The organism is Seonamhaeicola marinus, from assembly GCF_008085455.1.
Genome location: NZ_VSDQ01000718.1, coordinates 228,515 through 254,168, shown reverse-complemented (window position 1 = coordinate 254,168; position 25,654 = coordinate 228,515). Strand labels below are relative to the sequence as shown.

Sequence of the window (25,654 nt, the reverse complement as noted above, 5' to 3'; positions counted from 1 at the left end):
AAAATGGCAAAATTTTTCACAGAAATATCACCAGAATTAAAATCCTTTATTGAAAACCAGAAGGTGTTTTTTGTTGCTACTGCAGCCAATGAAGGTAGAATCAATTTATCTCCAAAAGGATTAGATACATTTAGAGTTGTAGATGAAAAGACTATAGCTTGGTTAAACCTTACAGGTAGTGGAAATGAAACCGCAGCGCATTTGTTAAAAAACAATCGTATGACTATTATGTTCTGTGCTTTTGATGGTAAACCACTTATTCTAAGGCTTTATGGTCATGCCAAAATGTATCACGACAGAGACGAAGAATTTCAAAATTATATCAATTCTTTTCCTACTATAGCCGGTACCAGACAAATTGTTGAAATGCACATAGATTCTGTTCAAACATCTTGCGGATACGCGGTACCTTTTATGGATTTTAAAGAGGAACGTTTACAATTAAATTCTTGGGCAGAAAAACAGGGAGAAGAAAGGATAAAAAATTACTGGAAAGAGAAAAACACAAAAAGTATTGATGGATTGGAGACTGGGATTATTTAATTGTATCACTTAAAGTACCACTTAAAGATGCCGGAAAAGCAACAATTACTATACGTTTAAAGGCTAATAGATTGTTGTTTCCCCATGGACATTTGTCTATAATGGTAAGAACTAAAGCAACTATTAATAACGAAATTAGATAAGTGCCAATAACTCTTTTAAAAAACTCAAATTTATTTCCTTTAAAATTAAATCTATAGAAATTAAAATACACAAACATTCCAATCATTATTAGCGAAAGTAGTATTATAAGTAAAATATTCTTAAAAGGTAGTGTTATGCCCAAATTCCATGCTTCTTCTGTCAACGATACTGGAATAGCTAATAAAGCGGAACCAATAATAACCTGAATAATATCACGAGGTTTAAATTCAACCATTAATGGCTTGAGCGCATAACTAATTATCTCGCCAGATTTATCAGCTATGGGAATCACTCTATGGAGATATCCACCTATTCGTTTTATTGTTCCTTGCTTAATATCAATTTTTTCCTCCATAATACATTCCGGTTATAATGAAAAATAACTTTTAATACCAGTCATAATACTCTGTACTGCATACGAAGCAAGTATTAACCCCATTATCTTGCTTATAACAGTGATACCATAGTCTCCAATTATTTTTTGAACCTTATTCGCTGCTAATAAAACGATAGAAGTCAAAACAATTACCAAAAAAACTAAAAGTGTTGTTATTGCTTGCTGTTCCAAAGAATAAAGATTGTTATCGGTTAAAATTACCACCGCCATAATAGCCCCCGGAGAAGCTATTGAAGGAATAGACAAAGGAAATACGATAACATGCCTATAATCTGTTATTCTGTTTTTTTCTCTTTCAGGCTTGCCCTCACCAAATACCATTGTTAAAGCAAATAAAAATAATATTACCCCTCCAGATACTTGAAATGCATCTAAAGAAACATCCATCCCTTCGAATATTAGCTGTCCTACGATAATAAAAAAAAGTAGAATTAAAAAAGCTAAAAAAGCCGCTCTAATAGCTATTTTTCTCTTTTCACTACCATCAAAATCTCTAGTAGCTTCAAGATATACTGGTACAGAACCAATTGGATCAATTACAGCGAATAAAAAGAAAAAAGTAGTTATTAATTCTGTCATCTTATTTTATTCGCTTGGCATGTGTAGTAAACGATATACCTTGAGTTCCTTGCATAGAATTCATAACACCTTCAAATAATGGCTCTGGACAACCTTTTGGTATTTTCCAATCAAATAAAAAATTTGATCCCGTTCCTCCTTCTACATCAGCCTGTGCAATTACAATTTCTAGAGTTTCCATTGGATCAATAAAAACGGGATAATCAAAATATGTTCTTATTTTTTTTCCTTTAGTGTTAAAATAGTCTGCTCTCAATAGATAAATAGTATCTTCTTCACTTACATTTCTTAAACTAATCATTCCGGTCAAGTTATATTTTTGCTTTTGTGAAAAACTGTATATCTGGGAATAAACTGAAAGGTAAGATTTGCCATAATCAAGTGAATCCAATTTAGTAATATTAGCTTTCCTTTTTGACCAATCTTCTTTATGAATTTGTACATTCGGCTCTTCATTACAACTTACTGTAAGAAGTAATAATAAAAGTATACAGTATCTCATTTTCTTAATTTATTTCTTAATGCTTATTTATAAATATAAGTCATAATAAAAACATATTGCGAGCTTTAGCAATTTAATTCTTATCCTCCAACAATGGTACAAATCTAAACTCACCTAACTCATGTTGTTCAAATTCCTTTTGACCTTTTCTAATGAATAAATTCATAACTTGAACATCATCTCCCACAGGAATTACTAACCTACCTCCTATTTTTAATTGACTGAGTAGAGGTTTTGGTACAAATGGTGCGCCAGCAGTTACAATAATACCATCAAACGGTGCTTCATCTGGTAAGCCTTTATAACCATCTCCAAAAATTAGCTTTTTAGGCCTATATCCCAACTTTGGTAAAAACTTACTGGTTTTTTTAAACAATTCTTGTTGGCGCTCAATACTATAAACTTTAGCACCTACCTCGCATAAAACCGCACATTGATAGCCACTACCTGTACCTATTTCTAGTATCTTATCTCCTGTTTTAACTTTTAATAATTCGGTTTGATAAGCCACTGTATACGGTTGGGAAATAGTTTGATCTGCAGCAATAGGAAAAGCCTTGTCTTGATATGCATGATCTAAAAAGCTAGAATCCATAAACAAATGTCTAGGTATGCTTCCTATAGCATTTAAAACCTTTTCATCTACTATTCCTTTGGCTTTTATGGTCTTAACTAGTTGCTGCCTTAGACCTTGGTGTTTAAAAGTATCTTTCAATTTTTGGTATGGTTTACAAGGCTAAAATTAGTTAAACATTTTTAAGCTAAAAACTATTTGCAAAAATTTTATTCTGGCTAAATTATTCACTGTTTTTACGTATAAAATTTAAGGGAAAATCATGAAATACCTTCATTAAAAATCTTATTTTTGTTTAAAACCTATAATTATGCTAAACGCTGGTGTACTGGGTGCTGGCCACCTTGGAAAAATCCACTTAAGACTTCTAAACCAATCCAATAAATACAATCTAGTAGGCTTCTATGACGCCGATGCAGATAATGCAAAAAAAGTAGCCGAAGAATTTGGTTATACTTATTTTGACTCTATTGATGCCTTAATCGATGCTGTTGATATGGTGGATATTGTTACACCAACGCTTTCGCATTATGAATGTGCTAAAAAGGCCATTGAAAAAGGCAAACATATTTTTATTGAAAAACCTATTACCAATACAGTTGAAGAAGCTGAAAATATTAGAAAACTTTTGGCAGAACACAACCTTAGAGGGCAAGTAGGGCATGTAGAACGTTTTAACCCAGCATTTTTAGCTGTTAAAGATGACATTAACACACCAATGTTTATCGAAACACATCGGTTGGCAGAGTTTAATCCAAGAGGAACGGATGTTCCTGTGGTCTTAGATTTAATGATTCACGATATAGATATTGTTCTAAGTTTAGTTAAGTCTAAAGTAAAACATGTATCTGCTAGTGGTGTTTCTGTTATTAGTGATACACCTGATATTGCAAACGCCAGATTAGAATTTGAAAATGGTTGTGTAGCTAATTTAACTGCCAGTAGAATATCATTAAAAAATATGCGCAAAGCACGATTCTTTCAAAAAGACGCCTACATCTCTGTTGACTTTTTAGAGAAGAAATGCGAAGTGGTAAAAATGAAAGATGCTCCAGAAACCCCTGGTGATTTTGATATGATATTGCAGAATGCCGAGGGTGTTAAGAAACAAATCTATTTTGATAATCCAGATATAACGCAAAATAATGCCATTTTAGATGAGCTAGAAACTTTTGCAGATGCCATAAACAATAACACTACACCAATTGTAACACTGCATGACGGAACTGAAGCATTACGTGTTGCTAACCAAATTATAGATAATTTTTAATTAAATGAGACATCCGTTAATATGTTTTAACCGTACATGGTTAAATGATAATTTGGATGTTACACGTGACCATTGAAAAACAATAAGTATTAACACATGAAAAACATTGTAGTCATTGGTGCAGGTACCATGGGAAATGGTATTGCACATACGTTTGCACAATGCGGATTTAAAGTGCAATTGGTTGATATTAATGAAACCTCTTTACAAAAAGGGTTAGCTACTATATCTAAAAATTTAGATAGAATGGTAGCCAAAGAAAAAATAACTGAAGACGATAAAAATAAAACTCTAGCCAATATTAATGGCTTAACAAATCTTGAAACAGGAGTCAAGGATGCTGACTTAGTTGTAGAAGCTGCAACTGAAAATGTGGACTTAAAACTCAAAATATTTAAGCAGTTAGATGAGATTTGTAACGCTAAAACTGTTTTAGCAACAAATACATCATCAATATCCATAACAGAAATTGCTGCCGTTACTAACCGACCTGATAAGGTTATTGGTATGCACTTTATGAATCCTGTACCAATTATGAAATTGGTAGAGGTTATTAGAGGTTACAGTACATCAGATGAGATTACTAACACTATTATGGAGTTATCCAAAACTCTAGGTAAAGTGCCAGTAGAGGTTAATGATTATCCAGGGTTTGTAGCTAATAGAATTTTAATGCCAATGCTCAATGAATCTATTGAAACGCTGTATAATGGTGTTGCTGGTGTTCAGGAAATTGATACAGTCATGAAACTTGGTATGGCACACCCAATGGGACCACTTCAATTAGCTGATTTCATTGGTTTAGATGTCTGTTTGTCTATACTTAATGTCATGTACGATGGTTTTAAAAACCCAAAATATGCACCTTGTCCGTTGTTAGTAAATATGGTAAGAGCTGGTAAACTGGGGGTGAAATCTGGCGAAGGGTTTTATGATTATTCCGAAAGTAGAAAAGCTGAAAAGGTTTCAAAACAATTCTTGTAAAATTAATGAGCGTAACTAATCAAATTATATTAAATTTTTCTGAAATTAGAAGACGAAGTATAAAACTTTGGACGAATATTCCTGAAGAATTTTTGCATTGGAAACCTGATAATGACGCTTTTTCTATAATAGAAATGATTAGACATGTACTTGAAGGTGAGCATCTTTTTCATAAAATAATTGAAAATAAAGGCAATTTAGGCAACTATGAATCTCCATGGAACGATTTACCCTATAAAAGTATAAGTGCAGAACTAGAGTTTTCGAAAAATTATAGAAAAGCATTCATATCTATGATTGAACAATTTACGTCAGAAGAATTGAAAAATGTTAGAATAGAAAGAAGTGAGGTTGGACAAAGCAAAACTTTAGGTGATTATTTAAATAGAATTGCCTATCACGAATCTGTTCATACAGGTCAATTACTAGGTTATTTAAGAACGCTTGGAGTAGATAGACCTAAAATATGGGATTAATTTCTTTTAAATGACTATTAAAGACAACCTAGAAAATATAAAATCAACCCTACCAGATCATGTTACTCTGGTGGCTGTTTCTAAAACAAAACCTGTTAGCGATATTCTTGAAGCTTATGAGGCTGGCCAACGTGTTTTTGGTGAAAACAAAATTCAGGAAATGGCTAGTAAATATGAAGAATTGCCCAAAGATATTGAATGGCATATGATTGGTCATGTGCAACGAAATAAGGTAAAATACATGGGTAGTTTTGTACATTTAATTCACGGAGTTGATAGTTTAAAATTACTTGAAGAAATAAATAAACAAGCTTTAAAACATAGTAGAATTATTAACTGTTTGCTTCAAATAAAAATAGCTTCAGAAGATTCTAAATTTGGAATGACTCCTAACGACGCAAAAGCATTGCTTCAATCAATAGATTTTTCAGAATTAAAAAACATTAAAGTAACTGGTGTTATGGGAATGGCAACATTTACCAATGATCATGAACAGATAGAAAATGAATTCAAATTGCTAAAATCTACATTTGATAATTTAAGTAGCTTAACATCTGAAAACTGTGAACTACAAACAATTTCAATGGGAATGAGCGGTGACTATAAATTGGCCATAGATTGCGGCAGCACAATGGTTCGTGTTGGAAGTAGCATTTTCGGAGCAAGAAATTACAGTTAAACAAAAAACCAAATAAACCCATAAATAGTTTTTGTACGCAATACTAGACATAGAGACCACGGGAGGAAAGTATAACGAAGAAGGCATTACAGAAATAGCTATCTATAAATACGATGGTCATGAAGTAGTAGATCAGTTTATTAGTTTAGTTAATCCTGAGAGGGAGATTCAACCCTTTGTTGTTAACCTAACAGGTATAAACAATAATATGCTACGTAATGCGCCTAAGTTTTATGAGGTTGCTAAACGTATCGTAGAAATAACTACAGACTGCATTGTTGTTGCTCACAATGCCCAATTTGATTATAGGATTCTACGAACAGAATTTGGTCGTTTAGGTTTCGAATACGAAAGACAATCACTTTGTACGGTAGAGTTATCTAAAAATCTTATTCCAGGGCTCCCCTCCTATAGTTTAGGCAAGCTTGTGAGATCATTAGGTATTCCTGTTTCCGACAGACATAGAGCCTCGGGAGATGCCCAAGCCACTGTAAAGCTTTTTAAAATGCTCCTGGCCAAAGACACTGAAAAAAGTATAATTCAAAATTCAGTAAGAGCAAATCCAAAATTGCAGCTAGAACCAAAGCACATTGATATTATTGCAGACTTACCAACTGTTACTGGTGTTTATTACATTCATAATGCCGATGGCGACATTATTTACATTGGTAAAAGCAACAATATTAAAAAGCGTATTAATCAACACTTTACTGGTACCAATCCTAAATCAAAAAAAATACAGGCCTTAGTACATTCGGTAACTTATGAAGCTACAGGAAGCGAACTTGTTGCTCTTTTAAAAGAAAGTGAGGAAATAAAACGCGTTAAACCCATTTTTAATAGAGCTTTACGAAGAACAATTTTCACACATGCCTTGTATAGTTTTGTTGATGATAATAATTATATCAACTTAAAAATTGATAAAGCAGATGGTAGAAAAAAACCTATCACAACGTTTAGTACTAGACAAAGCGGTAAAAGCTTTTTAACTAAAGCCGTTGAAGAATACAATCTATGCCAAAAACTTACGGGATTATATAAAACAAAAACAAGTTGTTTTAATTATGAAGTTAAAGCCTGTGAAGGTGCCTGTGTAGAAAAAGAATCACCAGAAGATTATAACCAACGGGTTAACGCCTTAATTCATAAAAACAGCTACGCCAATAAAAACATGGTAATTATAGACCGTGGTAGAGATGTTGATGAACGCAGCGCTATTTTAATAGAAAATGGTGTTTTTGTTGGCCTTGGTTTCTATAATCTTAATTATCAATTAAACAATCTTGAGGTTTTAAGGTCTATTATAACCCCTATGAATAACAATAGGGATACTCAACATATTATACAAAGTTATTTAAGAAAACATAAAAAAGTAAAGCAAATTATATTCGAAGATCCATGAAAAAAACCACACTAATCTTAGTATTGCATATTCTCGTTTTTTTTCATTCTCACTCTCAAACAACATCTCAATTTAACTCAGAATCATATCGTGTAACATTACCCGATATAAAAGCTACTTCATTTGACAAAGATTCTACGGCAAATGCTTTAATAATTTACCAACATGGTAAAAGTTGGGTAAATCCAGCAGATTATAAATTAAAGACAAAAGAGCAGCATAAATTAAAAATTCTTAAAAAGGAAGGTTTTGAAAATGCTACAGTTAAAATATATACCTACAAAAAAGATAACAACACTTATGAAAAGGTGCAAGACATCATTGCTACAACCTATAATTTTGAAAATGGCAATGTTGTTAAATCGGAACTACGTAAAAAGGATATTTTCAAAGAAGAATACAACGAAAATTTTGATGTCGTAAAATTCACCTTACCTAATGTTAAAGAAGGTTCGGTAATTACATATAGTTATACCATAACATCTCCTTTTATGTTTAAATATAAAGGTTGGGAATTTCAACATGATATACCCACGCTTTATAGTGAATATCAAACAAGTATACCAGGCAATTGGATTTATAATATAAAACTTGTAGGAGGTAAAAAACTCTCAACTAATACTGCCGATTTAAAACGAAACTGTTTAGAAGGACCTCGAGGTGGTTCGGCAAGCTGTTTGGAATCTATTTATGCCATGAAAGACATTCCCGCATTTATAGAGGAAGATTACATGACAACAGAGGATAATTATTTAGCAAGAGTTGAATATGAACTAAAAACATTTACAGACTTTGAAGGAAACGCAACGAATTATACCAAAGAATGGAAAGACGTAGACAAGGAATTAAAAACGGATCAAAATATTGGTAAACAACTGTTTAAATCTATAAAATTAGAGGATTTGCTTGATGCCGAATTAATAAATAGTCCAACAACTTTAGAGAAGGCACAAGCTATATATAAATTCGTTCAGGATAACTATACCTGGAATGAAAAGTTTCGAATATTTAAAGATGTCTCTGTAAAAGATCTTATAAAGAAAAAAACAGGCAACGTTTCTTCCATTAATATTTTACTTCATAATATATTGAAAGAAAGTGGTTATGATGTAAAGCCTTTGATGATTTCTACAAGACAAAATGGACATCCAACCAAGATATATCCAGTTATTTCAGATTTTAACTATTTAATAGTACATGTTAAAATAGATGATAAAGACTACCTATTAGACGCTACAGATAAATATTTAAGTTTCGGAGAACTTCCGTTTAGATGTTTAAATCAATACGGAAGATTATTAAACTTCAATGATGGAAGTGAATGGTATGATATTATTCCAAAAAAATCAGATATTTTTTATTCGGCAGACCTAAAAATTGATGATAACCTAAATGTTGTAGGCACCATTAAATCTAGAATTACAGGGCAACATGCTTATGATTATCGTAAATCGTATTTTACAAATGAAACGACATACGTTGAAAAGCTAGAAAATAAATCTGACGATATCATAATATCAGATTTCGAAACTTTAGAAAGCTCTAAAACCAATCCTGTGTTTAAAGAAAAGTACACTATAGAATATGCTGCCGAAGACACTGGAGATAACATATATCTTAATCCCTTTTTTGTTACTTTTTTTACTGAAAACCCGTTTAAACTTCAGGAAAGATCATATCCCATAGATTTTGGTTACAAGGATTCCTATTATTACAATGTAAAGTTAGATTTTGGGGATAAATATGAACTTGTTGAAAAACCCAAACCCATTATTGTGAATTTACCAAACAAAGAAGGTAAAGTCTTTTTCTTTTCAACCCTTAAGGAAAATAGTATCATACTTTCTTTACGTATAGATTTTAAACAGGCTGTTTATCCTCCAGAGTATTACCCCTATTTAAAGGATTTTATGAAGAAAGTAGTAGATATTCAAACAAACACCGTCGTACTCTTAAAGAAAAAGTAAATTCTTTATTACTTTTGAATTTATGAGTAATGAACCTAAAAAGCATTGGAAAGCAAAACTTCATGAAATTATTTATGAAGCCGATACCCGAGAAGGTAAGCTTTTTGATGTTATTCTACTTTTTGTAATCATTGCAAGCATAGTTATCGTAATGCTTGAGAGTGTTGATAGTTTTGCCAGTAAATATCATGGCTTACTTAACATTGCGGAATGGGTAATTACAATATTGTTTACTCTGGAATATATTTTCAGAATCATTACTGTAAAAAACCCTATAAAGTATATTTTTAGTTTTTACGGTATTGTAGATTTACTATCTACTATTCCAAAATATTTGTCTTTTTTCTTAACAGGGTCTTCTTCTTTAGTTGCATTAAGAGCCTTAAGGCTTATGCGAGTTTTCAGAATATTAAAACTAACTAGATACATTGGCGAGTATACCAATTTTGTGAGAGCATTAAAGCGTAGTAAAGCTAAAATATCGGTTTTCTTGTCGTTTGTTTTAATTCTGTGTATTATTCTTGGCACCATTATGTACCTAGTAGAAAGTGATCAAGACAGTGGTTTTACAAGCATACCAAGAAGTGTCTATTGGGCTATTGTAACATTAACAACTGTGGGTTATGGAGATATAGCGCCTGCCACAGCCCTTGGCCAATTTATTGCCTCTTTAATAATGGTAATGGGTTATGGTATTATTGCCATTCCGACGGGAATTGTTAGTTCAGAAATGACTAAAAAAGAGAAAAAGAAAATACCCAAGAATACTAAAGTATGCGCTAATTGTAATGAAGACCATCATGCAGATAATGCTACTTTTTGTCACAAATGCGGACATAAATTATAATGACTAAGTACTTAATTTCAATTATTGGTCCAACAGCAATTGGTAAAACAGCCTTAAGTATTAAATTGGCGCAACATTTTAATACCGAAATTATTTCGGCAGATTCACGTCAGTTTTTCAAAGAAATGCAAATTGGAACCGCTGCTCCTACTGCAAATGAACTTGCAGGAGCAAAACATCACTTTATTCACCATAAATCCATACATGATAATTACAGTGTTGGTTCTTTTGAAAAAGAAGCGATTGTAAAATTAGAACAACTCTTTAAAAAATATGATGTTGTAATAATGGTAGGTGGTTCTGGTTTGTATGTAGATGCCGTAACTAAAGGACTAGATGATTTCCCATCTGTTAATCCAAATATTAGAGAACAACTTAATAAACAATTAGAAACTGACGGTTTAGAAGCACTGCAGAACCAATTAAAAGAATTGGATGAAGTCTCATATCACACCATTGCAATAGACAATCCGCATAGGATTATTAGAGCATTAGAAATTTGTATCGGTACAGGTAAACCTTATTCTTCTTTTTTAAACAAACCAAAACAACAAAGAGACTTTAAAACCATTTCCATAGGACTTACGGCTGATAGGGAATTGATTTATAACAGAATTAATAAACGTGTGGATATAATGGTTGAAGAAGGCTTGTTGCAAGAAGTTGAAAAATTAATTCCATTTAAAGACTTAAACGCATTAAACACGGTAGGTTATAAAGAAATATTTAATTTTTATAATGGTGAATGGACTTTAGACTTTGCTATTTCTGAAATTAAAAAGAATACCCGTAGGTTTGCAAAACGTCAGTTAACATGGTTTAGAAAAAGCAAAGATGCCATGTGGTTTGATTATAAAACCGAAACTACAGAAATAATAAACGCTATTAGTAAAAATTTAAGCAATGATTAAAGTAAACGAATATTTTGATGGTAAAGTAAAGTCTTTAGGTTTAAGCAACTCTCAAGGAAATTTCACTGCAGGTGTTCTTTTAAAAGGTGAATATGAATTTAGCACCTCCTCTAAAGAATGGATGACTTTAACCTCTGGAAAATGGGAAATTGAATTACCTAATGCCGACAAAAAACCATTCGATATTTTTGAATCTTGCGAAATTCCTTCTGGTATTACCTTTAAAGTATATGCCTTAGAAGACTCTTCATATTTATGTAAATACGTGTAATTTTTAGTTCGCATTTTGCAATCTAGCATGAGTACTTAACAAGAACTTTTAAGTGCTCAGTAGAAAAATCAAACGATATTAGACCTCTTACTCTTTGCGTCCTAGCGCCTGTTCGAGTGAAGTCTTTCGGTCTTTAAAATAATCTTGTCATATTTAAAGAAACCTTCTATCTTTAATTTATGAACAAATTTCCTGAAGATCCTTTAGACAATCCTGTTTGGTATGCGTTAACAGATGAACATTCGGACTACCACATAAGTTACGGCAAGGTAAAGTTTTATCATCCGGATTTTACTCCTTTTGGTGCGTTCATAGACATTGAGGATACAGTTAAAGCTATTAAAACACATTCGAATCTATTGGATAGCTTTTTTATTGTAGGAGAAGAACCAAAGCTTCCGCCTTCATTTAGCATAACTAAGTATGTGGGACTTCAGATGATAATTTACAATGAGATTGAACACCCTATTTCTGAAGATATTATAGAGCTAAATGACCAAAACCATGAAGATTTAATGGAACTAATGGCCTTAGTTTATCCTCATTTTTTTAAGGAAAAGACTAGGTTATTAGGAAGATACTTTGGTATTTATAAAAACGAGCAATTGGTTGCTGTTACCGGAGAGCGCATGCAAACCAAAAATTTCACTGAGATTAGTGCTGTAGTAACGCATCCAGACCATACCGGAAATGGTTTTGCAAAACAATTAGTTGCTTACACAGCAAAAAAGATTTTGGAAAAGGGGAAAACGCCTTTTTTACATGTAGACCAAAATAATACTGGTCCTATTAAACTATATAAAAAACTAGGCTTTAAAGTAAGGAGAGAAATGCAATATTGGTTGATTAGTAGGGCTTAAAAGTGTAAAAATTACTTCATAGTTACAGTACTATACTTTGCATTAACAACTATACTTTTTCCACTGCTTAAATTACCTGTAGAAAATGTAGTTACATTACCACTTTCTTTCTTAGGGTGACTTATTCTAGATCTGGTACCTTTATAGCGTACATTACAATCTGTATTTGGTAAGGCTATTACCGCATCACAATTTTGAAGTATCGTATTTAAATTTGTAAAAGCATCATCTATTTTTAGAATCTTAATATCTCCGATATTACAATCTATAACCGCATTACCCGTTAAGTTATCAATAACCACATTAGATGAATTAGAATTTAAAACAACATGTTTTACATTGTTTAATTCGACATCCTTAGCATAATTAAGATTTAACTCCCCTAAATTCCAATTAGAAATATAAACTGGTGTATAAGAAGCACTAATGGAAGTAGAACCTCCATTAATGCTTTGTGCTATAAGTTTTGAATGTGATAAATCTGCTTCTAAATTATCAATATTATTGGCAAATTCAACTTCACCATGCCTTACATTAACTTTTAATTTGGCATCTTTTGGTAATTTGATTTTAATCGTTTTTTTAACTTTAGAATTACCTTCTTGATTCACTAATTTTTCTACTAACACCCTTCTCTCCTTAACTAGCTTATCTCGCCTCTCTCTTTGCTCTCTGCGTTCTTTGATTAGTTTTTCACGCAATTCTTCTCGCTTTTCCTGAGCTTTCTCCCTTGCTTTTTCAGCCTTTTCCAATGCCTTTTGTCTTTCTTCATTTCTTTTTTCTCGCTGCTCCATTTGTTTTTCAAAACGTTCTCCCCAAGCTTCCATTCTTTTTTCAAAATCCTCGCTATTCCATTTTTCTTCAAATTCCTTAGCCCATTCTTCTATTCGCTTTCCATATTTCTTTTCCCACTCTTTACCAAACTTCTCTCCCCAGGCTTCCATTTTCTTAGCATAGTCTTCTCCATAAACGGACTCAAATTTTTTAGTGTATTCTTCTAAATACTTTTCGCCATCCTTTTTATAAGCTTTATAATCAAATTCTACATCTGCAACACCTTTAGGCAACTCTGGTAGTTCTGGTATTTCCGGCATTTCTGGAAACTCGGGTACATCTATACCATCCATAATTATATGTGGTATATCTGCCAATTCATGTTGCAATTCCATAACAATGGTATTTACTAAGCCATTTTCGTCTATGAAAGTACTATGAGGCGCGCGCTCTACCCATACATTTGGTCCTCCAGAACCACTAGTACTTATAGTGATTTCGCTACTAGAAGCATCTACATCTACATTCCACCCTTTTAAAATGGCTTGCAATTCTTCATTAGTAAGATCTTCGCCTTCCGCATAGGCTTCAATTTCTACCGTATTCTTATTCCAAGTATCAAAAATAATATTGCAATGACTTGTATTTAGGTGTATTGCAACATCCTTATTTACTTTAATTGACTGTGATACTTTTGTCTGTTTTTGAGCAACTAAACTTCCAACGGTAAACAATGTTACCATTAAGAGTTGTAGTTTTAATATTGATCTGTTCATTTTTTGATTGTTTTTTTAAGCTGCTTTTTCAACAACTTCTGTTCCTGCTTCTTCAGGAGTTAATTCTTTTAATTGAGATTTTAACCTATACAATAAGTTTAAACGTAATTTTAAGTTATCAATTAAGGCATTTACCGTTAACTCAGATGGTCCCGATTCTGTTAGTTCTAAAGAAAGTCTTTTGTATTCCTTGTCTAACTCACTTAGCTGTTCTATATAACCATCAAATAAATCTTTTGTTTCAGCTGTATATTTAATTTTAGATAATTCTAAATTTATACTTGCCAGATAATAATCTTCAACCTTTTTTAAGCCTGGAGATAGGTCTCCCAAAGATTTAGTTTCAACAGTATTATTCTTTACAATTTTAACTGGTTTTTCTCCTTCCTTTACATTAGGTTGAAACATTTTATACGCACCAAAACTCAGACCTATAAGCAATACAATACTTGCGGCAATGCGCATCCATCCAAAACTTGATTTGTTGGAAGTCTCCTGAGGTAATGCTTTATCTAACTTTTCTAAAAAGCGCGCCTCATGATTCTTCGGCATTTGTTCATTGGCTATTTTATCATCTTTAAATAACTCTCTAATATCTTGCGCCATGACTTAAAGGTGTTAACAGTTCTTGTAATTTTACTTTTCCTCTTGATAATTGTGTTCTTGATGCAACTTCAGAAATATTTAAAATTTCAGATATTTCTTGATGATCATACCCTTCAATTAAATACAACATAACTACATATTGGTATTTATCCGGTAGCTTCCCTATGGCCGATTTAACATCATTCAGCGTAATAGCATCATCTACTAACCATTTGTCATCTTCAGTAGTATCAACAACTTTTAAGTGTACATCTTCCAAATCAACTAAGTGTTGTTTTCTAGACTTTAAAAAATCGATACTTTTATTTACAACAATACGTTTTAACCATGCACCAAAAGTAACTTCTGCCTTGTATTGATCTAGTTTAGAAAAAGCTTTAATAAAAGCTTCTTGCACCACATCTTCGGCATCATCAGCATCCTTTAAAAATCGTTTAGCAACAATATACATACCATTGCAGTACTGGTTGTACAACTGCAGTTGTGCTTTACGATTGTTCTGTTTACATTGTTCAATAATGTCAACTTGAAACATGCTGTTTTCTACTTTTGGTTTAAGTTAGTTCGTTTAAAAGACGATACAAAAATTGAAGTGTTGCAAAAATTTTCATTTTTTTTATTGTCTCCACCAAAAAAGTACGATTCCACAAGACTTATTTAGATATTAAAATCTGTTTCAAACCCGAGCCTCATGAGCTTCTCTAAGATAGTTTATTTGTAGAATAACAAAACTTTACATTTTAGCGTTTCCTTTACTAGCATTTAATACATTTTAAATTATATTTATAACCTAAAAACACCCTCACATGAACGCCTTTTTAAAACGTGTATTAATCCTACTCTCTATAGTGGCTCTTGGCCTTTTATTATATTCTGTTTTTGTTGAAAATATATTTGAAAAACGCCTTAGTCCTAAAGATACTGTAAAATTTGAATTGAACGATTTAAGGTTAAAAGTGTTTTATAATAGACCATTTAAAAAGGACAGGGAAATTTTTGGGGCTTTAGTACCTTTTAATAAAGTTTGGCGCACGGGTGCTAATGAGGCCACTACATTTGAAACTAATAAAACATTGGATATTAACGGAATGACCTTACCCGTTGGAAAATATACCTTATGGACTGTTCCTAAAGACTCTACATGGACAGTAATGTTTAATTCCAAACAGTACGAATGGGGTGTTGATTCTGAGATGAACCCGCTTTGGGATCCTAATTTTGATGTTATTAATGTAGATGTTCCTGTTCAAATAATAGATGGAGACGTAGAACAGTTTACCATTGCTTTTGATAATTCTACAGACAAATTATTCTTAACTATGGCTTGGGACGATACTAAAATTGCTGTTCCGTTAAAAAATTAAGGGGTATTATTCCGTATCTTAGAGTAAACATTTCAGCTTGTGAGTAAACCAAAGAAATCGGCATTACAAGAAAAAGAAGGTGTTTCAATTTCTGAAATGACTAGCGAAAATGCTATTGCCAAGTTAAAAGCAAAACGAAATAACGCTTTAAATGCAGAAAGGTTGGTTGCTTCAATATTAAAAAGAGACATCACTGCATTAAGTAAGGCCATTACGCTTGTTGAAAGTAAAAACCCTAACCATTTAGAAAAGGCACGTACCATTATTAACTCATGTCTACCTCATGCCAACAATTCAATTAGAATTGGTATTACTGGCGTACCTGGAGTTGGAAAAAGCACCTTTATTGAGACTTTTGGTAAACATCTAACAAACCTTGGTAAACGCGTTGCCGTGTTAGCAGTTGATCCTAGTAGTGCAATTACAAAAGGAAGTATTTTAGGTGATAAAACAAGAATGGAAGCCTTGGTAAAGGATGAAAATGCCTTTATACGGCCGTCTGCTTCAGGGGGATCTTTAGGTGGCGTAGCAAGAAAAACAAGGGAAACTATAACACTCTGTGAAGCCGCTGGTTTTGATGTAATTATTATTGAAACAGTTGGTGTTGGGCAAAGTGAAACCACAGTTCACAGTATGGTAGATTTCTTTTTACTACTAAAGTTAGCCGGAGCTGGTGATGAGTTGCAAGGTATAAAACGTGGCATTATAGAAATGGCCGATACTATTGCTATAAATAAAGCGGATGGCGCAAACATGCAAGCTGCAAAACTTGCCAAAGTTGAGTTTACGAGGGCGCTTCATTTTTATCCAGCAAAAGATTCTGGTTGGCAACCTAAAGTAACTTCTTGTAGTGCGCTTGAAAATAAAGGTATCGATACTATTTGGACTATTATAGCCGAATATGTTGAATCTACTAAAGCTAACAACTTCTTTAGTGATAAGAGAAATAATCAAAACAAATACTGGCTAATTCAAACAATTGAGGCACAATTAAAATCCGATTTTTTCAATAAATCGCACATACAAGAAGCACTAACCCAACAGCTTGCACTTATTGATTCTAATAAAACAACACCGTTTGCAGCGGCAGACTATTTGTTAAGCCTATCTAAGCAGTAATATATTTTTTTAATAAGAACTGTGCTAACTTGTAAAACATAAATCCTGAGATGGCTCCAAAAGTTAACCCGCAAACAATATCAACAGGGTAATGTACACCAACATAGATTCTACTGTAAGCCACAACAGCACTCCAAAATAACATTATAAAAATTAAATTTTTATAGTATGGTTTTAGAGTTAAACCTGCAAAAACTGCAGCTGCCATTGAATTTGAAGAGTGCCCAGAGAAAAAACCATATTTACCGCAACGTACAGCAATATAGCGCATTTGATCAAAAATACCCGCTTCGTCTCTACAAGGTCTCGGTCTTTCAAAACCACGTTTAAACACGTTTGTAATTTGGTCTGTAAATGTTATCATTAAAGCCACTACAACAATAAAAATTATTAAGGCCTTCCATCCAAATTTTTTGTAAAGTAAAAATAGTAAGATGGCGTACATTGGTATAAATGTTAGCTTATTGGTAATAGCTAACCATAACCAATCCCAAGTTTCGGACCCCAAGTTGTTAAGGTATAAAAATAACTCAGTATCGTACTTCAAAATTTTTTCTATCATGATGTGAACTTCTTAAATACTATTCTTCGTATTTGGCTATTTCATTATCGTACCACTCCGTTGCCAATTTAATAGCATTTTCAGTTTCTACCTCTAGTTCTTTTTGATCTTCTGCATCAAAATCTTCAAACCATTCAACTTCATCATCTTCAAGATTAATAATAAACCTTGGAAATTCAGTGTGAACAACATAAATAGCGTTTGGAAATTCTGAGTTATCGCCTAATATAAATTTTGGAAGTGACATATTCTAGTTTTTAGTTAATCACATTTAGTCAAAGGTAAAGTCTTCTTCTTGAATTTTAAAAATACCTTGTCAAAATTTTTATCTATTACAAACTTCTTTTCATGAGCTTCAATTACAAAACTAATTTTTGTTAACCATCTATTTGAAACATTAGAATAATCAGATTCTATCTCTTTTGTGTCGGAAATCATAACCATAGTTTCACCGCTTTCAGTTAGGAATGTAAGTGAGCATCCTTTATATGTTTTAATATCCGTAGCGCTAAGAATAGAAACGTTCATAAATTCATAATCAGCTAAAGTTTGAAAAGAAACAAAAAGCTGTCCATATAAGGACTCCGCAATCTTAACACCACTGATATTGGTTATTAAATTTTCAGTAAAAGAATCAACATGTAACCTCTCCATTGCCCTTATATTTCCAAAAGCAGCCAAAACTTTATCTATCGATTTTAAAACCCCCATATTAGTTAGAAATCAATTTTTTAGTTAAATAATTAAATCGAATATATAATAAAATTGCAGCTGAAGATAAACCAGCTAATAAGCCTAACCATATACCAAAACTTCCATATGCATCTTCTTTACCTAAAAACCAACTTACTGGAAATCCAACTAACCAATACGAAATAAAAGTAATTATGGTAGGGATTTTAACATCTTGAAGTCCCCTTAAAGCTCCTAAAACAATGACTTGTATGCTATCACTTATTTGAAAAATTGCAGCAGCAATTAAGAGACTTGAAGCCAATTTCACTACTTCTGTATTGTCCGCAAGGTTTTTTGTATCGTCAAAATCTACATAAATCTTTGGTAAATACTCATGAAAAGCAAAAAATACTATAGCGAAGAAAAAGGCCAACAAGGTGCCCATTAAAAATAAAGAGAATGCAATTCTGCGCAACTCGTAATACTTCTTAAGCCCCTTTTGATTTCCTACTCTTATCATAGATGCAACACTTAATCCCATGGCTACCATAAAAGTCATAGAAGACAAATTAAGTGCAATTTGATTAGCTGCTTGTGGATTTTTCCCCAATAAGCCACTTAACCAAATGGCCGCAGTAAAAATGGCAACTTCAAAAAACATTTGCATAGCACTGGGTGCTCCTAGGTTAATTATTTTAGATAACATCGTTTTATCTAAAACGAATAATTTAATATTAGTTACAAAATGTTTAGATTTTTCTTTGCCAGCTAATAAATACCATAAATACAATACCATTATTATTCTTGACACTAATGTTCCGTAAGCCGCTCCAATAATTCCAAATTCGGGGAAACCAAATTTTCCAAATATTAAAAGGTAGTTAAGTATAATATTTACAACATTAGCCAAAAGTGTAGCATACATAGGGTATTTGGTCATAGAAAGCCCATCTCCAAACTGTTTAAATGCCTGAAATATTATTAACGGTATTAATGAAACTGCAACCAAATCTAAGTAAGGCATTGCTAATTCAACTACCTCTGGAGGTTGCTTCATATAATACATTAAAGGTTTTGCAAAGTACACTAATAAAAAAAGCAAAATTCCTAAAACCATACATAAAAAAAGTCCATGCTTAAAGGAGGATTTCCCATTAACAAAATTCTTTGCTGCATCAGCCTCAGCAATCAGTGGAGTAATTGCAGTTGAAAAACCAATACCTAAAGACATGGCTATAAACATAAAACTATTTCCAAGAGAAACAGCTGCTAATTCTGCGGTTCCTAATTGCCCTACCATGATATTATCTACAAAACTTACAAAGGTATGTCCTAGCATACCAAGCATAACTGGAGCCGCTAATTGCCAATTGTATTTAAACTCTTTAGTATAGTCTGTAAATTGCATTTTGTAAATGTACGTTATACCTTTTTCTTTAACGAATTTTATTAATTACTTAAAAAAAGTATTCTATTAACAGCTGTTAATAACTTAGCGTAACTTTCAGATTATTAAGTAGTTATTTTTTATACATTTGACAACCATTAATCTGCTTAAATAGACAATTGTAGAACATTTCTTTTACAATTTACAGAGACATTAGACTTTCATTTTATTAGGGATTTAATTAAAGTTTTAAAGTTTCGACATTACAAAAGGAGGAAGCTTTCCTCCTTTTTGTATTTTAGAAATTAACATTGTTTTTAGAATACTATTCCTCTCAAATTTTTACTTTAGAAAAAACCATTTTTCATGAGACGGCTATACTTTGTAATACTAACCCTTTTTACATTTACTTCATTTTCTCAGGAAAGTAAACCTTTTATTCAAGAGATTGTCAAACAATTTCCTAATGTAAGAGATATTGCTATTTCTCCGAATGGCGAAGAAATTATGTTCTCTGCCCAAAATATAAACGGTACCATTTCAACAATAATCTCAATTAAAAAAAACAAAGACACATTGGGAAAACCTAAAATTGTCTCATTTTCTGGTCAATTTTTTGATTTAGAACCGTTCTTCTCTAGTGACGGTTTAAAAGTTTATTACGCCTCTAAAAGGCCTTTAAACGCTAATACCAAAGAACAAAAGGATTTTGATATATGGTACGTAGAACGTGAGACCTTAGATTCTGAATGGTCTGAACCTAAAAACTTGGGAGCTCCTGTAAATACGAAGTATGGCGAATTTTATCCTTCAATTTCTGATAATGGCAACTTGTATTTTACAAGAGATAATCCAGAACTTAAAAGAAAGGATGATATTTATTTTAGCTCATTTGAAAATGGTTCGTACAGCAACCCTATTTTACTTCCTGATACCATAAACTCTCTTGGCTATGAGTATAATGCTTTTATTGCTCCAGATGAGTCTTTTCTTATTTATGGATGCTATAATAGAAAAGATGGCCTAGGTAGTGGCGATTTATACATTAGCTTTAAAAAAGACAATATCTGGACAAAACCGATAAACCTTGGCCCAAAAATAAACAGCAACAAAATGGATTATTGTCCTTTTGTTGATAGGAATAATGTTCTTTATTTTACAAGCAAAAAAGATGCAAGCCCAATAGAACTGCCAGATGAACTGACTATTAATGAACTAAATAACATATTCAACCAGTATAGTAATGGCTCCAGCCGACTTTACAAAATACCTTTAAATCTTGGTGAATTCTAAACCTTCTCCCCTGCTAATTCTTCCCATTTAGGTAGCTTCCAATCTACTGGCTTCGGAAATGATTTAAATTCATTATAGAATAAGGCCTTCATTTCTTCAACCAATTCAGGATGTTTATCTGAAATATCATTGTTCTCTGCTGGATCATTTTTGATATTAAACAGTTCAAAAATTGGTGCTCTTCCTTCTAAAAAATCGTAGTAAATTCCTTTTTCAAGAGTCCCCACAAAGCGAAGCATATAATCACCTTTTATAACAACCCAAGAAGATGGAGCAAACCCCGATTCGTCCATATGAGTTTTTGTAGATTTATTTATTAAATATCCCCATTTATAGGCATGAAGTCCAGACCATACCAAATGATCATGCAAAACGTCTTTAGTTTCTCCTTTTAAAAGGGGCACTAGACTTTTTCCTTGAATGTTTTTCGGTAAATCTCCTCCTATAGCATCTATGGCTGTTGGCAGAATATCCATTGTGGATACCATTTGACTCTCTACTTTAGATTCTTTAATCCCTTCGGGCCAACTTATAAACATTGGAACTCTAAAGCCTCCCTGATGGTAATTTCCTTTGTGACCAGAAAACGGCGTATTTCCAGGTAATGGAGAACCTGTCTTCATACCATCATAAGATCCTCCTGCCATTGCCCCATTATCCGAGGTAAAGACAATAATCGTGTTTTTATATTGTTCCTGTGATTTTAGAAAATCTACCACGCGTTTTACATTCTCATCTACACCATTAACATGCGCATAGAAATTATCTAAATCGTAGTTTCCAGATGTAAACTTGCTAAAGTACTTCTCTGGCGCCTTAGGTTCTAATGAATCATGAACCGCATGATAATGTAATTGAACATAAAAAGGCTTCTTATCTTTAATAGCAGTTTCCATTACCTCTAGCGCCTTATCTGTAAAAACATCTGTATTATACTCCTTTTGATTTTCTACATGCTTAAAGTTTTCCCAAACGTTTTTTGCTTTGTAAAAATCACAGGCCCAATGATTGTAACCATAATAATAATCGAAACCATTATTTAACGGATGCTGTTCTTTTACAACAGATCCAATATAACCACTATTTACAGCGCTTTTAAAAACATCTGGATTGGAATTTCCTAATACATAATAATTTGTGTTTTCATCTAAATTATTCACCTTTAAAATAGAGTCATACATCTTTTGATTTCGCTTCCCAATATGCCACTTCCCAATGTGCGCGGTTAAATAACCTTGGGCATCAATTTTTTCGGCTAAATGAGTTCCTTTTTGCAAACCACTTTGTTCACAATCATCATTGGTATAAATACCAAATCTGTTATTATTCATTCCAGTAGCAATTCCCAACCTTGAAGGTGCACAAATATTACTGGTAGTATAAGCTTTGTTAAAAATAACCCCTTCTTTTGCTAAAGACGATAACGTTGGAATGGCAGTTTTAGAAAATTCTAAAGATTTCTCTAAAGAATAGCCTTGTAAACTATCCACTAATTTGACAAAATAGGGATCATAATCGGATGTAGTTACGGTATCGTTATACACTCCAAATTGACCATAACCTAAATCATCCATCATAATGAATAATACATTAGGTTTTAAAGGTTGCTGTTCTACTTGGTTTTGGCAATTGCACAATAAAAAGGACAGGGTAAGTCCTAAAATTACTCTTTTCATATATAGTTTGTTGTTGTTTTAAAGCTTAACGGCCTCGGTCTTTGCTAATTCAAATTCAGAAATGACATCTCCTATAATATCTTTCACTGGTTTTATATCATGAATTAAGCCTGAGATTTGCCCTATTTCTAGTTCGCCATTATCCAAATCGCCTTCAAACATCCCCTTTTTAGCACGCGCTCTACCAAGTAAGTTCTTCAGTTCCTCTATAGTTGGTCCTGTTTTGTATAGTTCCTGAACCTCATTGAAGAACTTATTTTTAAGTAATCTCACAGGAGCCAATTCTTTTAAAGTTAGATGTGTAGCTCCTTCTTTAGCATCAACAACAGATTGTTTAAAATCTCGGTGAGCAGAACTTTCTTCACTAGCCACAAATCTGCTTCCCATTTGCACGCCATCGGCACCTAAAATCATGGTGGCTAACATTGCTCTTCCCGTTGCAATACCGCCAGCCGCAATTAAAGGAATTTTAATATGTTCCCTAACCATTGGAATTAATGCCAATGTGGTAGTTTCGTCTCTTCCATTGTGACCACCAGCCTCAAAACCTTCAGCCACAATAGCTTGGACACCAGCATCTTGAGCTTTTAAAGCAAATTTTAGACTACTAACCACATGAACAACAATAATGCCTTTGTCTTGTAACCAAGATGTCCATGTTTTTGGGTTCCCTGCTGAAGTAAACACAATTTGAACACCTTCTTCTACAATGATATTCATAATCTCTTCAAGATTAGGGTATAGCATAGGAACGTTTACTCCAAAAGGTTTAATGGTAGCTTTTTTACATTTTTGGATGTGTTCTCTAAGAACTTCAGGATACATTGAACCCGCACCTAAAAGGCCAAGACCTCCTGAATTACTTACCGCTGAAGCTAGTCGCCATCCACTGTTCCAAATCATTCCTCCTTGAATGATTGGATATTTTATTTTGAAAAGTTCGGATACTTTGTTTTTCATTTTAGAGAACGAAATTTTAAAGGGATAGAGAAATCATATGGTAATTTTCGGTTCAAGTGCAGTGCTGGTTGCCAGCCCTTGATACCCTCAAAATGTGCAGTTAAATTATTTATGACAGAGGAAGGTAATTCTTTATTTTCAACCTCAACATTTATAATATTTCCGCTAATATCTACAGTAAAATTCACATGAACAGTTCCATCTAAATTATAATCAATCTTATCTAAAACTTTGCCTACAATTCTATTAAATTTATTTTTACCTCCCTTAAATTTAGGTTTAAAAAACTTATCTGTACCTCTATAATTTATTATATCTCCTTCCTCGTTATAAAAAGTTCTCATTAACAAAGAATCATTTTTGAATACTGACTTAACAGCGACGCTACCATCGTAATGGTAATGCTTCCAAACACCTTCCTTTTTATTCTCTAAATAAATGCCTTCTGATTTCCTATTTCTATTGCTAAACCATGTTTTAGTTTTACCATGTTTTAGTCCTTTTGAATTATAATACAAAATACCAGAAATACTATCTTTTCTGTTATACGAAATGAATTCTCCAACAGGTACTTTTTTATTTTTGCTCTTGAAATGACCATATCTAATTAGTTTGCCGTTTCTACGATAAATTCTAACCATCCATAAGGAATCGTCTTCTTTAGTTAGAATCTCAATTTTTCTGGCTTCATTTTTAACTAATTCGTTGTCATTTATAATTTTATTATTTATATCATAATATTTTATAATTGAGTCTTTCTGAGCAGCAACGAAATTCGATAAAATAGAGAAAGAAACCAACAACAAAAAATGTCTCATGTAAGTAAATTTATTCCACTAATTTAAGAAATAACCCCTGAACCTAAAAGTTCTTCGTTAATATACCATGCTACAAATTGTCCTTCTGTAATTGCCGATTGATAATTTTCAAATTCTATGTAAAGCCCAGAATCAACTTTATATAGGGTAGCCTTTTCAAGAGGTTGTCTATACCTTATTCTTGCAGCAACTTGTAAAGTATCGTCAACTTTTAGAGCTAAGTCTTCTCGTATCCAATGTAATTCATCATTGCTAACAAAAAGTGCTTTTTTTAATAATCCAGGATGTGATTTCCCCTGGCCAGTATAGATTATATTTTCATTAACATCTGTATCGATAACAAATAAGGGCTCTACGGTACCTCCTACCGCTAATCCTTTTCTTTGTCCCTTTGTGAAGTAATGAGCTCCATCGTGCTTACCAACTACTTTTCCTTGCTCTATATTGTAATTTATCTTTCTAGATAGGAAACGTAATTTATCTTCTTCTGTCTCAAACTCAGGTACTGCTTCCTTGTAAATATCCTGCTCTTTGGGTATTTCTACAATTACCCCTTCTTTTGGTTTTAACTGTTGCTGTAAAAAATCTGGTAATTTTACCTTTCCAATAAAGCAAAGTCCTTGAGAGTCTTTTTTATCTGCAGTTACTAAGCCAATTTCATTCGCTATTTCTCTTACCTCGGGTTTAGTTAATTCTCCGATGGGGAATAAAGCTTTAGCTAGTTGTTCTTGGGATAATTGACATAAAAAATAAGATTGATCTTTATTATTATCAACACCTGCTAATAACTGATAAGTTTCTTTTCCGCCTTCTGATATAATGCCTTTTCTACAATAATGACCAGTAGCAACATAATCGGCACCAAGATCTAATGCTATCTTCATGAACACATCAAACTTAATCTCTCTATTACAAAGTACATCAGGATTAGGTGTTCTTCCCTTTTCATATTCATTAAACATATAATCTACAATACGCTCTTTATATTGTTCGCTTAAATCTACTGTTTGAAAAGGAATACCTAACTTTTCTGCCACGAGCATTGCGTCGTTACTATCATCTAACCAAGGACATTCATTAGAAATGGTCACAGAATCATCATGCCAATTTTTCATGAACAAGCCTATAACTTCATACCCCTGCTCCTTAAGCAAATAAGCTGCAACACTAGAATCAACTCCTCCCGAAAGCCCTACTATAACTCGTTTCATTTATATAAAATTAGGGTGCAAAGATAC

The 25,654-nt window shown here is 32.7% G+C and carries 29 protein-coding genes; 14 read left to right on the top strand and 15 right to left on the bottom strand.

What is annotated here, in order from left to right:
• Positions 1-3: 3 nt before the first annotated feature.
• Positions 4-543: a pyridoxamine 5'-phosphate oxidase family protein gene (locus FUA24_RS18580; protein WP_148544569.1), complete on the top strand. Its 540-nt coding sequence runs from the start codon at positions 4-6 to the stop codon at positions 541-543.
• On the opposite strand, the gene FUA24_RS18575 is transcribed toward FUA24_RS18580, so the two are convergent.
• The 4 genes from FUA24_RS18575 to FUA24_RS18560 form a co-directional block, all read right to left on the bottom strand.
• Positions 536-1,042, bottom strand: a complete 507-nt coding sequence (locus FUA24_RS18575; protein ID WP_148544568.1) for a DUF2391 family protein — start codon at positions 1,040-1,042, stop codon at positions 536-538. The two genes, FUA24_RS18580 and FUA24_RS18575, sit on opposite strands and share 8 nt — an antisense overlap.
• 12 nt (positions 1,043-1,054) lie before the next feature.
• Positions 1,055-1,663 carry a MarC family protein gene (locus FUA24_RS18570; RefSeq protein ID WP_148544567.1) on the bottom strand — a complete coding sequence of 203 codons (609 nt, stop codon included), beginning with the start codon at positions 1,661-1,663 and terminating at the stop codon, positions 1,055-1,057.
• Between the two features lies 1 nt (position 1,664).
• Positions 1,665-2,165 (bottom strand): DUF3124 domain-containing protein, encoded by a 501-nt coding sequence (locus tag FUA24_RS18565; protein WP_148544566.1) that lies wholly within the window; start codon positions 2,163-2,165, stop codon positions 1,665-1,667.
• 73 nt (positions 2,166-2,238) lie between these two features.
• Positions 2,239-2,880 (bottom strand): protein-L-isoaspartate(D-aspartate) O-methyltransferase, encoded by a 642-nt coding sequence (locus tag FUA24_RS18560; RefSeq protein WP_148544565.1) that lies wholly within the window; start codon positions 2,878-2,880, stop codon positions 2,239-2,241.
• 169 nt (positions 2,881-3,049) lie between these two features.
• Here FUA24_RS18560 and FUA24_RS18555 point away from each other — a divergent pair, with 169 nt between their 5' ends.
• The 10 genes from FUA24_RS18555 (at position 3,050) to FUA24_RS18510 (ending at position 12,406) form a co-directional block, all read left to right on the top strand.
• A complete protein-coding gene (locus FUA24_RS18555; protein ID WP_148544564.1) occupies positions 3,050-4,009 on the top strand; it encodes a Gfo/Idh/MocA family protein in 960 nt (319 codons plus the stop codon).
• Between the two features lie 96 nt (positions 4,010-4,105).
• Entirely contained in the window at positions 4,106-4,993 is an 888-nt protein-coding gene (locus FUA24_RS18550; RefSeq protein ID WP_148544563.1) for a 3-hydroxybutyryl-CoA dehydrogenase, read from the top strand.
• A gap of 5 nt (positions 4,994-4,998) precedes the next feature.
• Positions 4,999-5,469, top strand: coding sequence for a DinB family protein (locus FUA24_RS18545; protein ID WP_148544562.1), 471 nt, complete (start codon positions 4,999-5,001; stop codon positions 5,467-5,469).
• A 10-nt stretch (positions 5,470-5,479) separates the two neighbouring features.
• Positions 5,480-6,148, top strand: coding sequence for a YggS family pyridoxal phosphate-dependent enzyme (locus FUA24_RS18540; RefSeq protein WP_148544561.1), 669 nt, complete (start codon positions 5,480-5,482; stop codon positions 6,146-6,148).
• Between the two features lie 31 nt (positions 6,149-6,179).
• Positions 6,180-7,550, top strand: a complete 1,371-nt coding sequence (locus FUA24_RS18535; RefSeq protein WP_148544560.1) for an exonuclease domain-containing protein — start codon at positions 6,180-6,182, stop codon at positions 7,548-7,550.
• Positions 7,547-9,517 (top strand): DUF3857 domain-containing protein, encoded by a 1,971-nt coding sequence (locus FUA24_RS18530; RefSeq protein ID WP_148544559.1) that lies wholly within the window; start codon positions 7,547-7,549, stop codon positions 9,515-9,517. The genes FUA24_RS18535 and FUA24_RS18530 overlap by 4 nt, the downstream gene beginning before the upstream one ends.
• Positions 9,518-9,539: 22 nt before the next feature.
• The gene (locus FUA24_RS18525) at positions 9,540-10,364 is read left to right on the top strand and encodes an ion transporter (RefSeq protein WP_148544558.1); all 825 of its coding nucleotides are present in this window, start codon (positions 9,540-9,542) and stop codon (positions 10,362-10,364) included.
• Positions 10,364-11,275 carry a tRNA (adenosine(37)-N6)-dimethylallyltransferase MiaA gene (gene miaA, locus FUA24_RS18520; protein WP_148544557.1) on the top strand — a complete coding sequence of 304 codons (912 nt, stop codon included), beginning with the start codon at positions 10,364-10,366 and terminating at the stop codon, positions 11,273-11,275. Before FUA24_RS18525 ends, miaA begins: the two co-directional genes overlap by 1 nt.
• The gene (locus FUA24_RS18515; protein ID WP_148544556.1) at positions 11,268-11,546 is read left to right on the top strand and encodes a pyrimidine/purine nucleoside phosphorylase; all 279 of its coding nucleotides are present in this window, start codon (positions 11,268-11,270) and stop codon (positions 11,544-11,546) included. The genes miaA and FUA24_RS18515 overlap by 8 nt, the downstream gene beginning before the upstream one ends.
• Positions 11,547-11,725: 179 nt before the next feature.
• On the top strand, positions 11,726-12,406 hold the full coding sequence (locus FUA24_RS18510) for a GNAT family N-acetyltransferase (protein ID WP_148544555.1): 681 nt from the start codon (positions 11,726-11,728) through the stop codon (positions 12,404-12,406).
• 11 nt (positions 12,407-12,417) lie between these two features.
• Here FUA24_RS18510 and FUA24_RS18505 read toward each other — a convergent pair whose 3' ends face one another.
• The 3 genes from FUA24_RS18505 to FUA24_RS18495 are packed head-to-tail and all read right to left on the bottom strand — an operon-like array spanning position 12,418 to position 15,097.
• Positions 12,418-13,956: a hypothetical protein gene (locus FUA24_RS18505; RefSeq protein WP_148544554.1), complete on the bottom strand. Its 1,539-nt coding sequence runs from the start codon at positions 13,954-13,956 to the stop codon at positions 12,418-12,420.
• 15 nt (positions 13,957-13,971) lie between these two features.
• Positions 13,972-14,562 (bottom strand): hypothetical protein, encoded by a 591-nt coding sequence (locus FUA24_RS18500; protein WP_148544553.1) that lies wholly within the window; start codon positions 14,560-14,562, stop codon positions 13,972-13,974.
• Entirely contained in the window at positions 14,546-15,097 is a 552-nt protein-coding gene (locus FUA24_RS18495; protein WP_148544552.1) for an RNA polymerase sigma factor, read from the bottom strand. Before FUA24_RS18495 ends, FUA24_RS18500 begins: the two co-directional genes overlap by 17 nt.
• Before the next feature lie 271 nt (positions 15,098-15,368).
• On the opposite strand from FUA24_RS18495, the gene FUA24_RS18490 reads away from it, so the two are divergent.
• Complete coding sequence (locus FUA24_RS18490; protein WP_148544551.1) at positions 15,369-15,926, top strand: DUF2911 domain-containing protein; 558 nt, start codon at positions 15,369-15,371, stop codon at positions 15,924-15,926.
• A 96-nt stretch (positions 15,927-16,022) separates the two neighbouring features.
• Positions 16,023-17,045 carry a methylmalonyl Co-A mutase-associated GTPase MeaB gene (gene meaB, locus FUA24_RS18485; RefSeq protein ID WP_148545008.1) on the top strand — a complete coding sequence of 341 codons (1,023 nt, stop codon included), beginning with the start codon at positions 16,023-16,025 and terminating at the stop codon, positions 17,043-17,045.
• On the opposite strand, the gene FUA24_RS18480 is transcribed toward meaB, so the two are convergent.
• From FUA24_RS18480 to FUA24_RS18465, 4 genes are read right to left on the bottom strand one after another with little or no spacing between them, the layout of a single operon-like run.
• On the bottom strand, positions 17,035-17,607 hold the full coding sequence (locus FUA24_RS18480; protein ID WP_148544550.1) for a phosphatase PAP2 family protein: 573 nt from the start codon (positions 17,605-17,607) through the stop codon (positions 17,035-17,037). The genes meaB and FUA24_RS18480 overlap by 11 nt on opposite strands.
• A 19-nt stretch (positions 17,608-17,626) precedes the next feature.
• Positions 17,627-17,854, bottom strand: coding sequence for a hypothetical protein (locus tag FUA24_RS18475; RefSeq protein WP_148544549.1), 228 nt, complete (start codon positions 17,852-17,854; stop codon positions 17,627-17,629).
• A gap of 14 nt (positions 17,855-17,868) precedes the next feature.
• Positions 17,869-18,318 carry a hypothetical protein gene (locus tag FUA24_RS18470; protein WP_148544548.1) on the bottom strand — a complete coding sequence of 150 codons (450 nt, stop codon included), beginning with the start codon at positions 18,316-18,318 and terminating at the stop codon, positions 17,869-17,871.
• Position 18,319: 1 nt separating this feature from the next.
• Entirely contained in the window at positions 18,320-19,690 is a 1,371-nt protein-coding gene (locus FUA24_RS18465) for an MATE family efflux transporter (protein WP_148544547.1), read from the bottom strand.
• 345 nt (positions 19,691-20,035) lie between these two features.
• Between FUA24_RS18465 and FUA24_RS18460 the strand changes: the two genes are divergently transcribed.
• A complete protein-coding gene (locus FUA24_RS18460; RefSeq protein WP_148544546.1) occupies positions 20,036-20,962 on the top strand; it encodes a TolB-like translocation protein in 927 nt (308 codons plus the stop codon).
• Here FUA24_RS18460 and FUA24_RS18455 read toward each other — a convergent pair.
• Genes FUA24_RS18455 through mnmA form a run of 4 tightly spaced genes read right to left on the bottom strand, consistent with a single transcriptional unit; the run spans position 20,959 to position 25,627 of the window.
• Entirely contained in the window at positions 20,959-22,638 is a 1,680-nt protein-coding gene (locus FUA24_RS18455; RefSeq protein WP_148544545.1) for a sulfatase family protein, read from the bottom strand. The two genes, FUA24_RS18460 and FUA24_RS18455, sit on opposite strands and share 4 nt — an antisense overlap.
• Positions 22,639-22,656: 18 nt before the next feature.
• Positions 22,657-23,598 (bottom strand): NAD(P)H-dependent flavin oxidoreductase, encoded by a 942-nt coding sequence (locus FUA24_RS18450; protein WP_148544544.1) that lies wholly within the window; start codon positions 23,596-23,598, stop codon positions 22,657-22,659.
• The gene (locus FUA24_RS18445; protein WP_148544543.1) at positions 23,595-24,416 is read right to left on the bottom strand and encodes a hypothetical protein; all 822 of its coding nucleotides are present in this window, start codon (positions 24,414-24,416) and stop codon (positions 23,595-23,597) included. Before FUA24_RS18445 ends, FUA24_RS18450 begins: the two co-directional genes overlap by 4 nt.
• Before the next feature lie 23 nt (positions 24,417-24,439).
• Positions 24,440-25,627: a tRNA 2-thiouridine(34) synthase MnmA gene (gene mnmA / locus FUA24_RS18440; RefSeq protein WP_148544542.1), complete on the bottom strand. Its 1,188-nt coding sequence runs from the start codon at positions 25,625-25,627 to the stop codon at positions 24,440-24,442.
• Positions 25,628-25,654 lie beyond the last annotated feature (27 nt).

Coding starts and splice junctions, on each gene's coding strand:
- FUA24_RS18530 (WP_148544559.1), top strand. CDS start 7,547: ATGAAAAAAACCACACTAATCTTAGTATTGCATATTCTCGTTTTTTTT.
- FUA24_RS18545 (WP_148544562.1), top strand. CDS start 4,999: ATGAGCGTAACTAATCAAATTATATTAAATTTTTCTGAAATTAGAAGA.
- FUA24_RS18460 (WP_148544546.1), top strand. CDS start 20,036: ATGAGACGGCTATACTTTGTAATACTAACCCTTTTTACATTTACTTCA.
- FUA24_RS18495 (WP_148544552.1), bottom strand. CDS start 15,097: ATGTTTCAAGTTGACATTATTGAACAATGTAAACAGAACAATCGTAAA.
- FUA24_RS18505 (WP_148544554.1), bottom strand. CDS start 13,956: ATGAACAGATCAATATTAAAACTACAACTCTTAATGGTAACATTGTTT.
- FUA24_RS18525 (WP_148544558.1), top strand. CDS start 9,540: ATGAGTAATGAACCTAAAAAGCATTGGAAAGCAAAACTTCATGAAATT.
- FUA24_RS18570 (WP_148544567.1), bottom strand. CDS start 1,663: ATGACAGAATTAATAACTACTTTTTTCTTTTTATTCGCTGTAATTGAT.
- FUA24_RS18450 (WP_148544544.1), bottom strand. CDS start 23,598: ATGAAAAACAAAGTATCCGAACTTTTCAAAATAAAATATCCAATCATT.
- FUA24_RS18550 (WP_148544563.1), top strand. CDS start 4,106: ATGAAAAACATTGTAGTCATTGGTGCAGGTACCATGGGAAATGGTATT.
- FUA24_RS18490 (WP_148544551.1), top strand. CDS start 15,369: ATGAACGCCTTTTTAAAACGTGTATTAATCCTACTCTCTATAGTGGCT.
- FUA24_RS18565 (WP_148544566.1), bottom strand. CDS start 2,165: ATGAGATACTGTATACTTTTATTATTACTTCTTACAGTAAGTTGTAAT.
- FUA24_RS18455 (WP_148544545.1), bottom strand. CDS start 22,638: ATGAAAAGAGTAATTTTAGGACTTACCCTGTCCTTTTTATTGTGCAAT.
- FUA24_RS18500 (WP_148544553.1), bottom strand. CDS start 14,562: ATGGCGCAAGATATTAGAGAGTTATTTAAAGATGATAAAATAGCCAAT.
- FUA24_RS18580 (WP_148544569.1), top strand. CDS start 4: ATGGCAAAATTTTTCACAGAAATATCACCAGAATTAAAATCCTTTATT.
- FUA24_RS18515 (WP_148544556.1), top strand. CDS start 11,268: ATGATTAAAGTAAACGAATATTTTGATGGTAAAGTAAAGTCTTTAGGT.
- FUA24_RS18480 (WP_148544550.1), bottom strand. CDS start 17,607: ATGATAGAAAAAATTTTGAAGTACGATACTGAGTTATTTTTATACCTT.
- FUA24_RS18465 (WP_148544547.1), bottom strand. CDS start 19,690: ATGCAATTTACAGACTATACTAAAGAGTTTAAATACAATTGGCAATTA.
- FUA24_RS18555 (WP_148544564.1), top strand. CDS start 3,050: ATGCTAAACGCTGGTGTACTGGGTGCTGGCCACCTTGGAAAAATCCAC.
- FUA24_RS18445 (WP_148544543.1), bottom strand. CDS start 24,416: ATGAGACATTTTTTGTTGTTGGTTTCTTTCTCTATTTTATCGAATTTC.
- mnmA (WP_148544542.1), bottom strand. CDS start 25,627: ATGAAACGAGTTATAGTAGGGCTTTCGGGAGGAGTTGATTCTAGTGTT.
- FUA24_RS18510 (WP_148544555.1), top strand. CDS start 11,726: ATGAACAAATTTCCTGAAGATCCTTTAGACAATCCTGTTTGGTATGCG.
- FUA24_RS18575 (WP_148544568.1), bottom strand. CDS start 1,042: ATGGAGGAAAAAATTGATATTAAGCAAGGAACAATAAAACGAATAGGT.
- FUA24_RS18470 (WP_148544548.1), bottom strand. CDS start 18,318: ATGGGGGTTTTAAAATCGATAGATAAAGTTTTGGCTGCTTTTGGAAAT.
- FUA24_RS18540 (WP_148544561.1), top strand. CDS start 5,480: ATGACTATTAAAGACAACCTAGAAAATATAAAATCAACCCTACCAGAT.
- FUA24_RS18475 (WP_148544549.1), bottom strand. CDS start 17,854: ATGTCACTTCCAAAATTTATATTAGGCGATAACTCAGAATTTCCAAAC.
- miaA (WP_148544557.1), top strand. CDS start 10,364: ATGACTAAGTACTTAATTTCAATTATTGGTCCAACAGCAATTGGTAAA.
- meaB (WP_148545008.1), top strand. CDS start 16,023: ATGACTAGCGAAAATGCTATTGCCAAGTTAAAAGCAAAACGAAATAAC.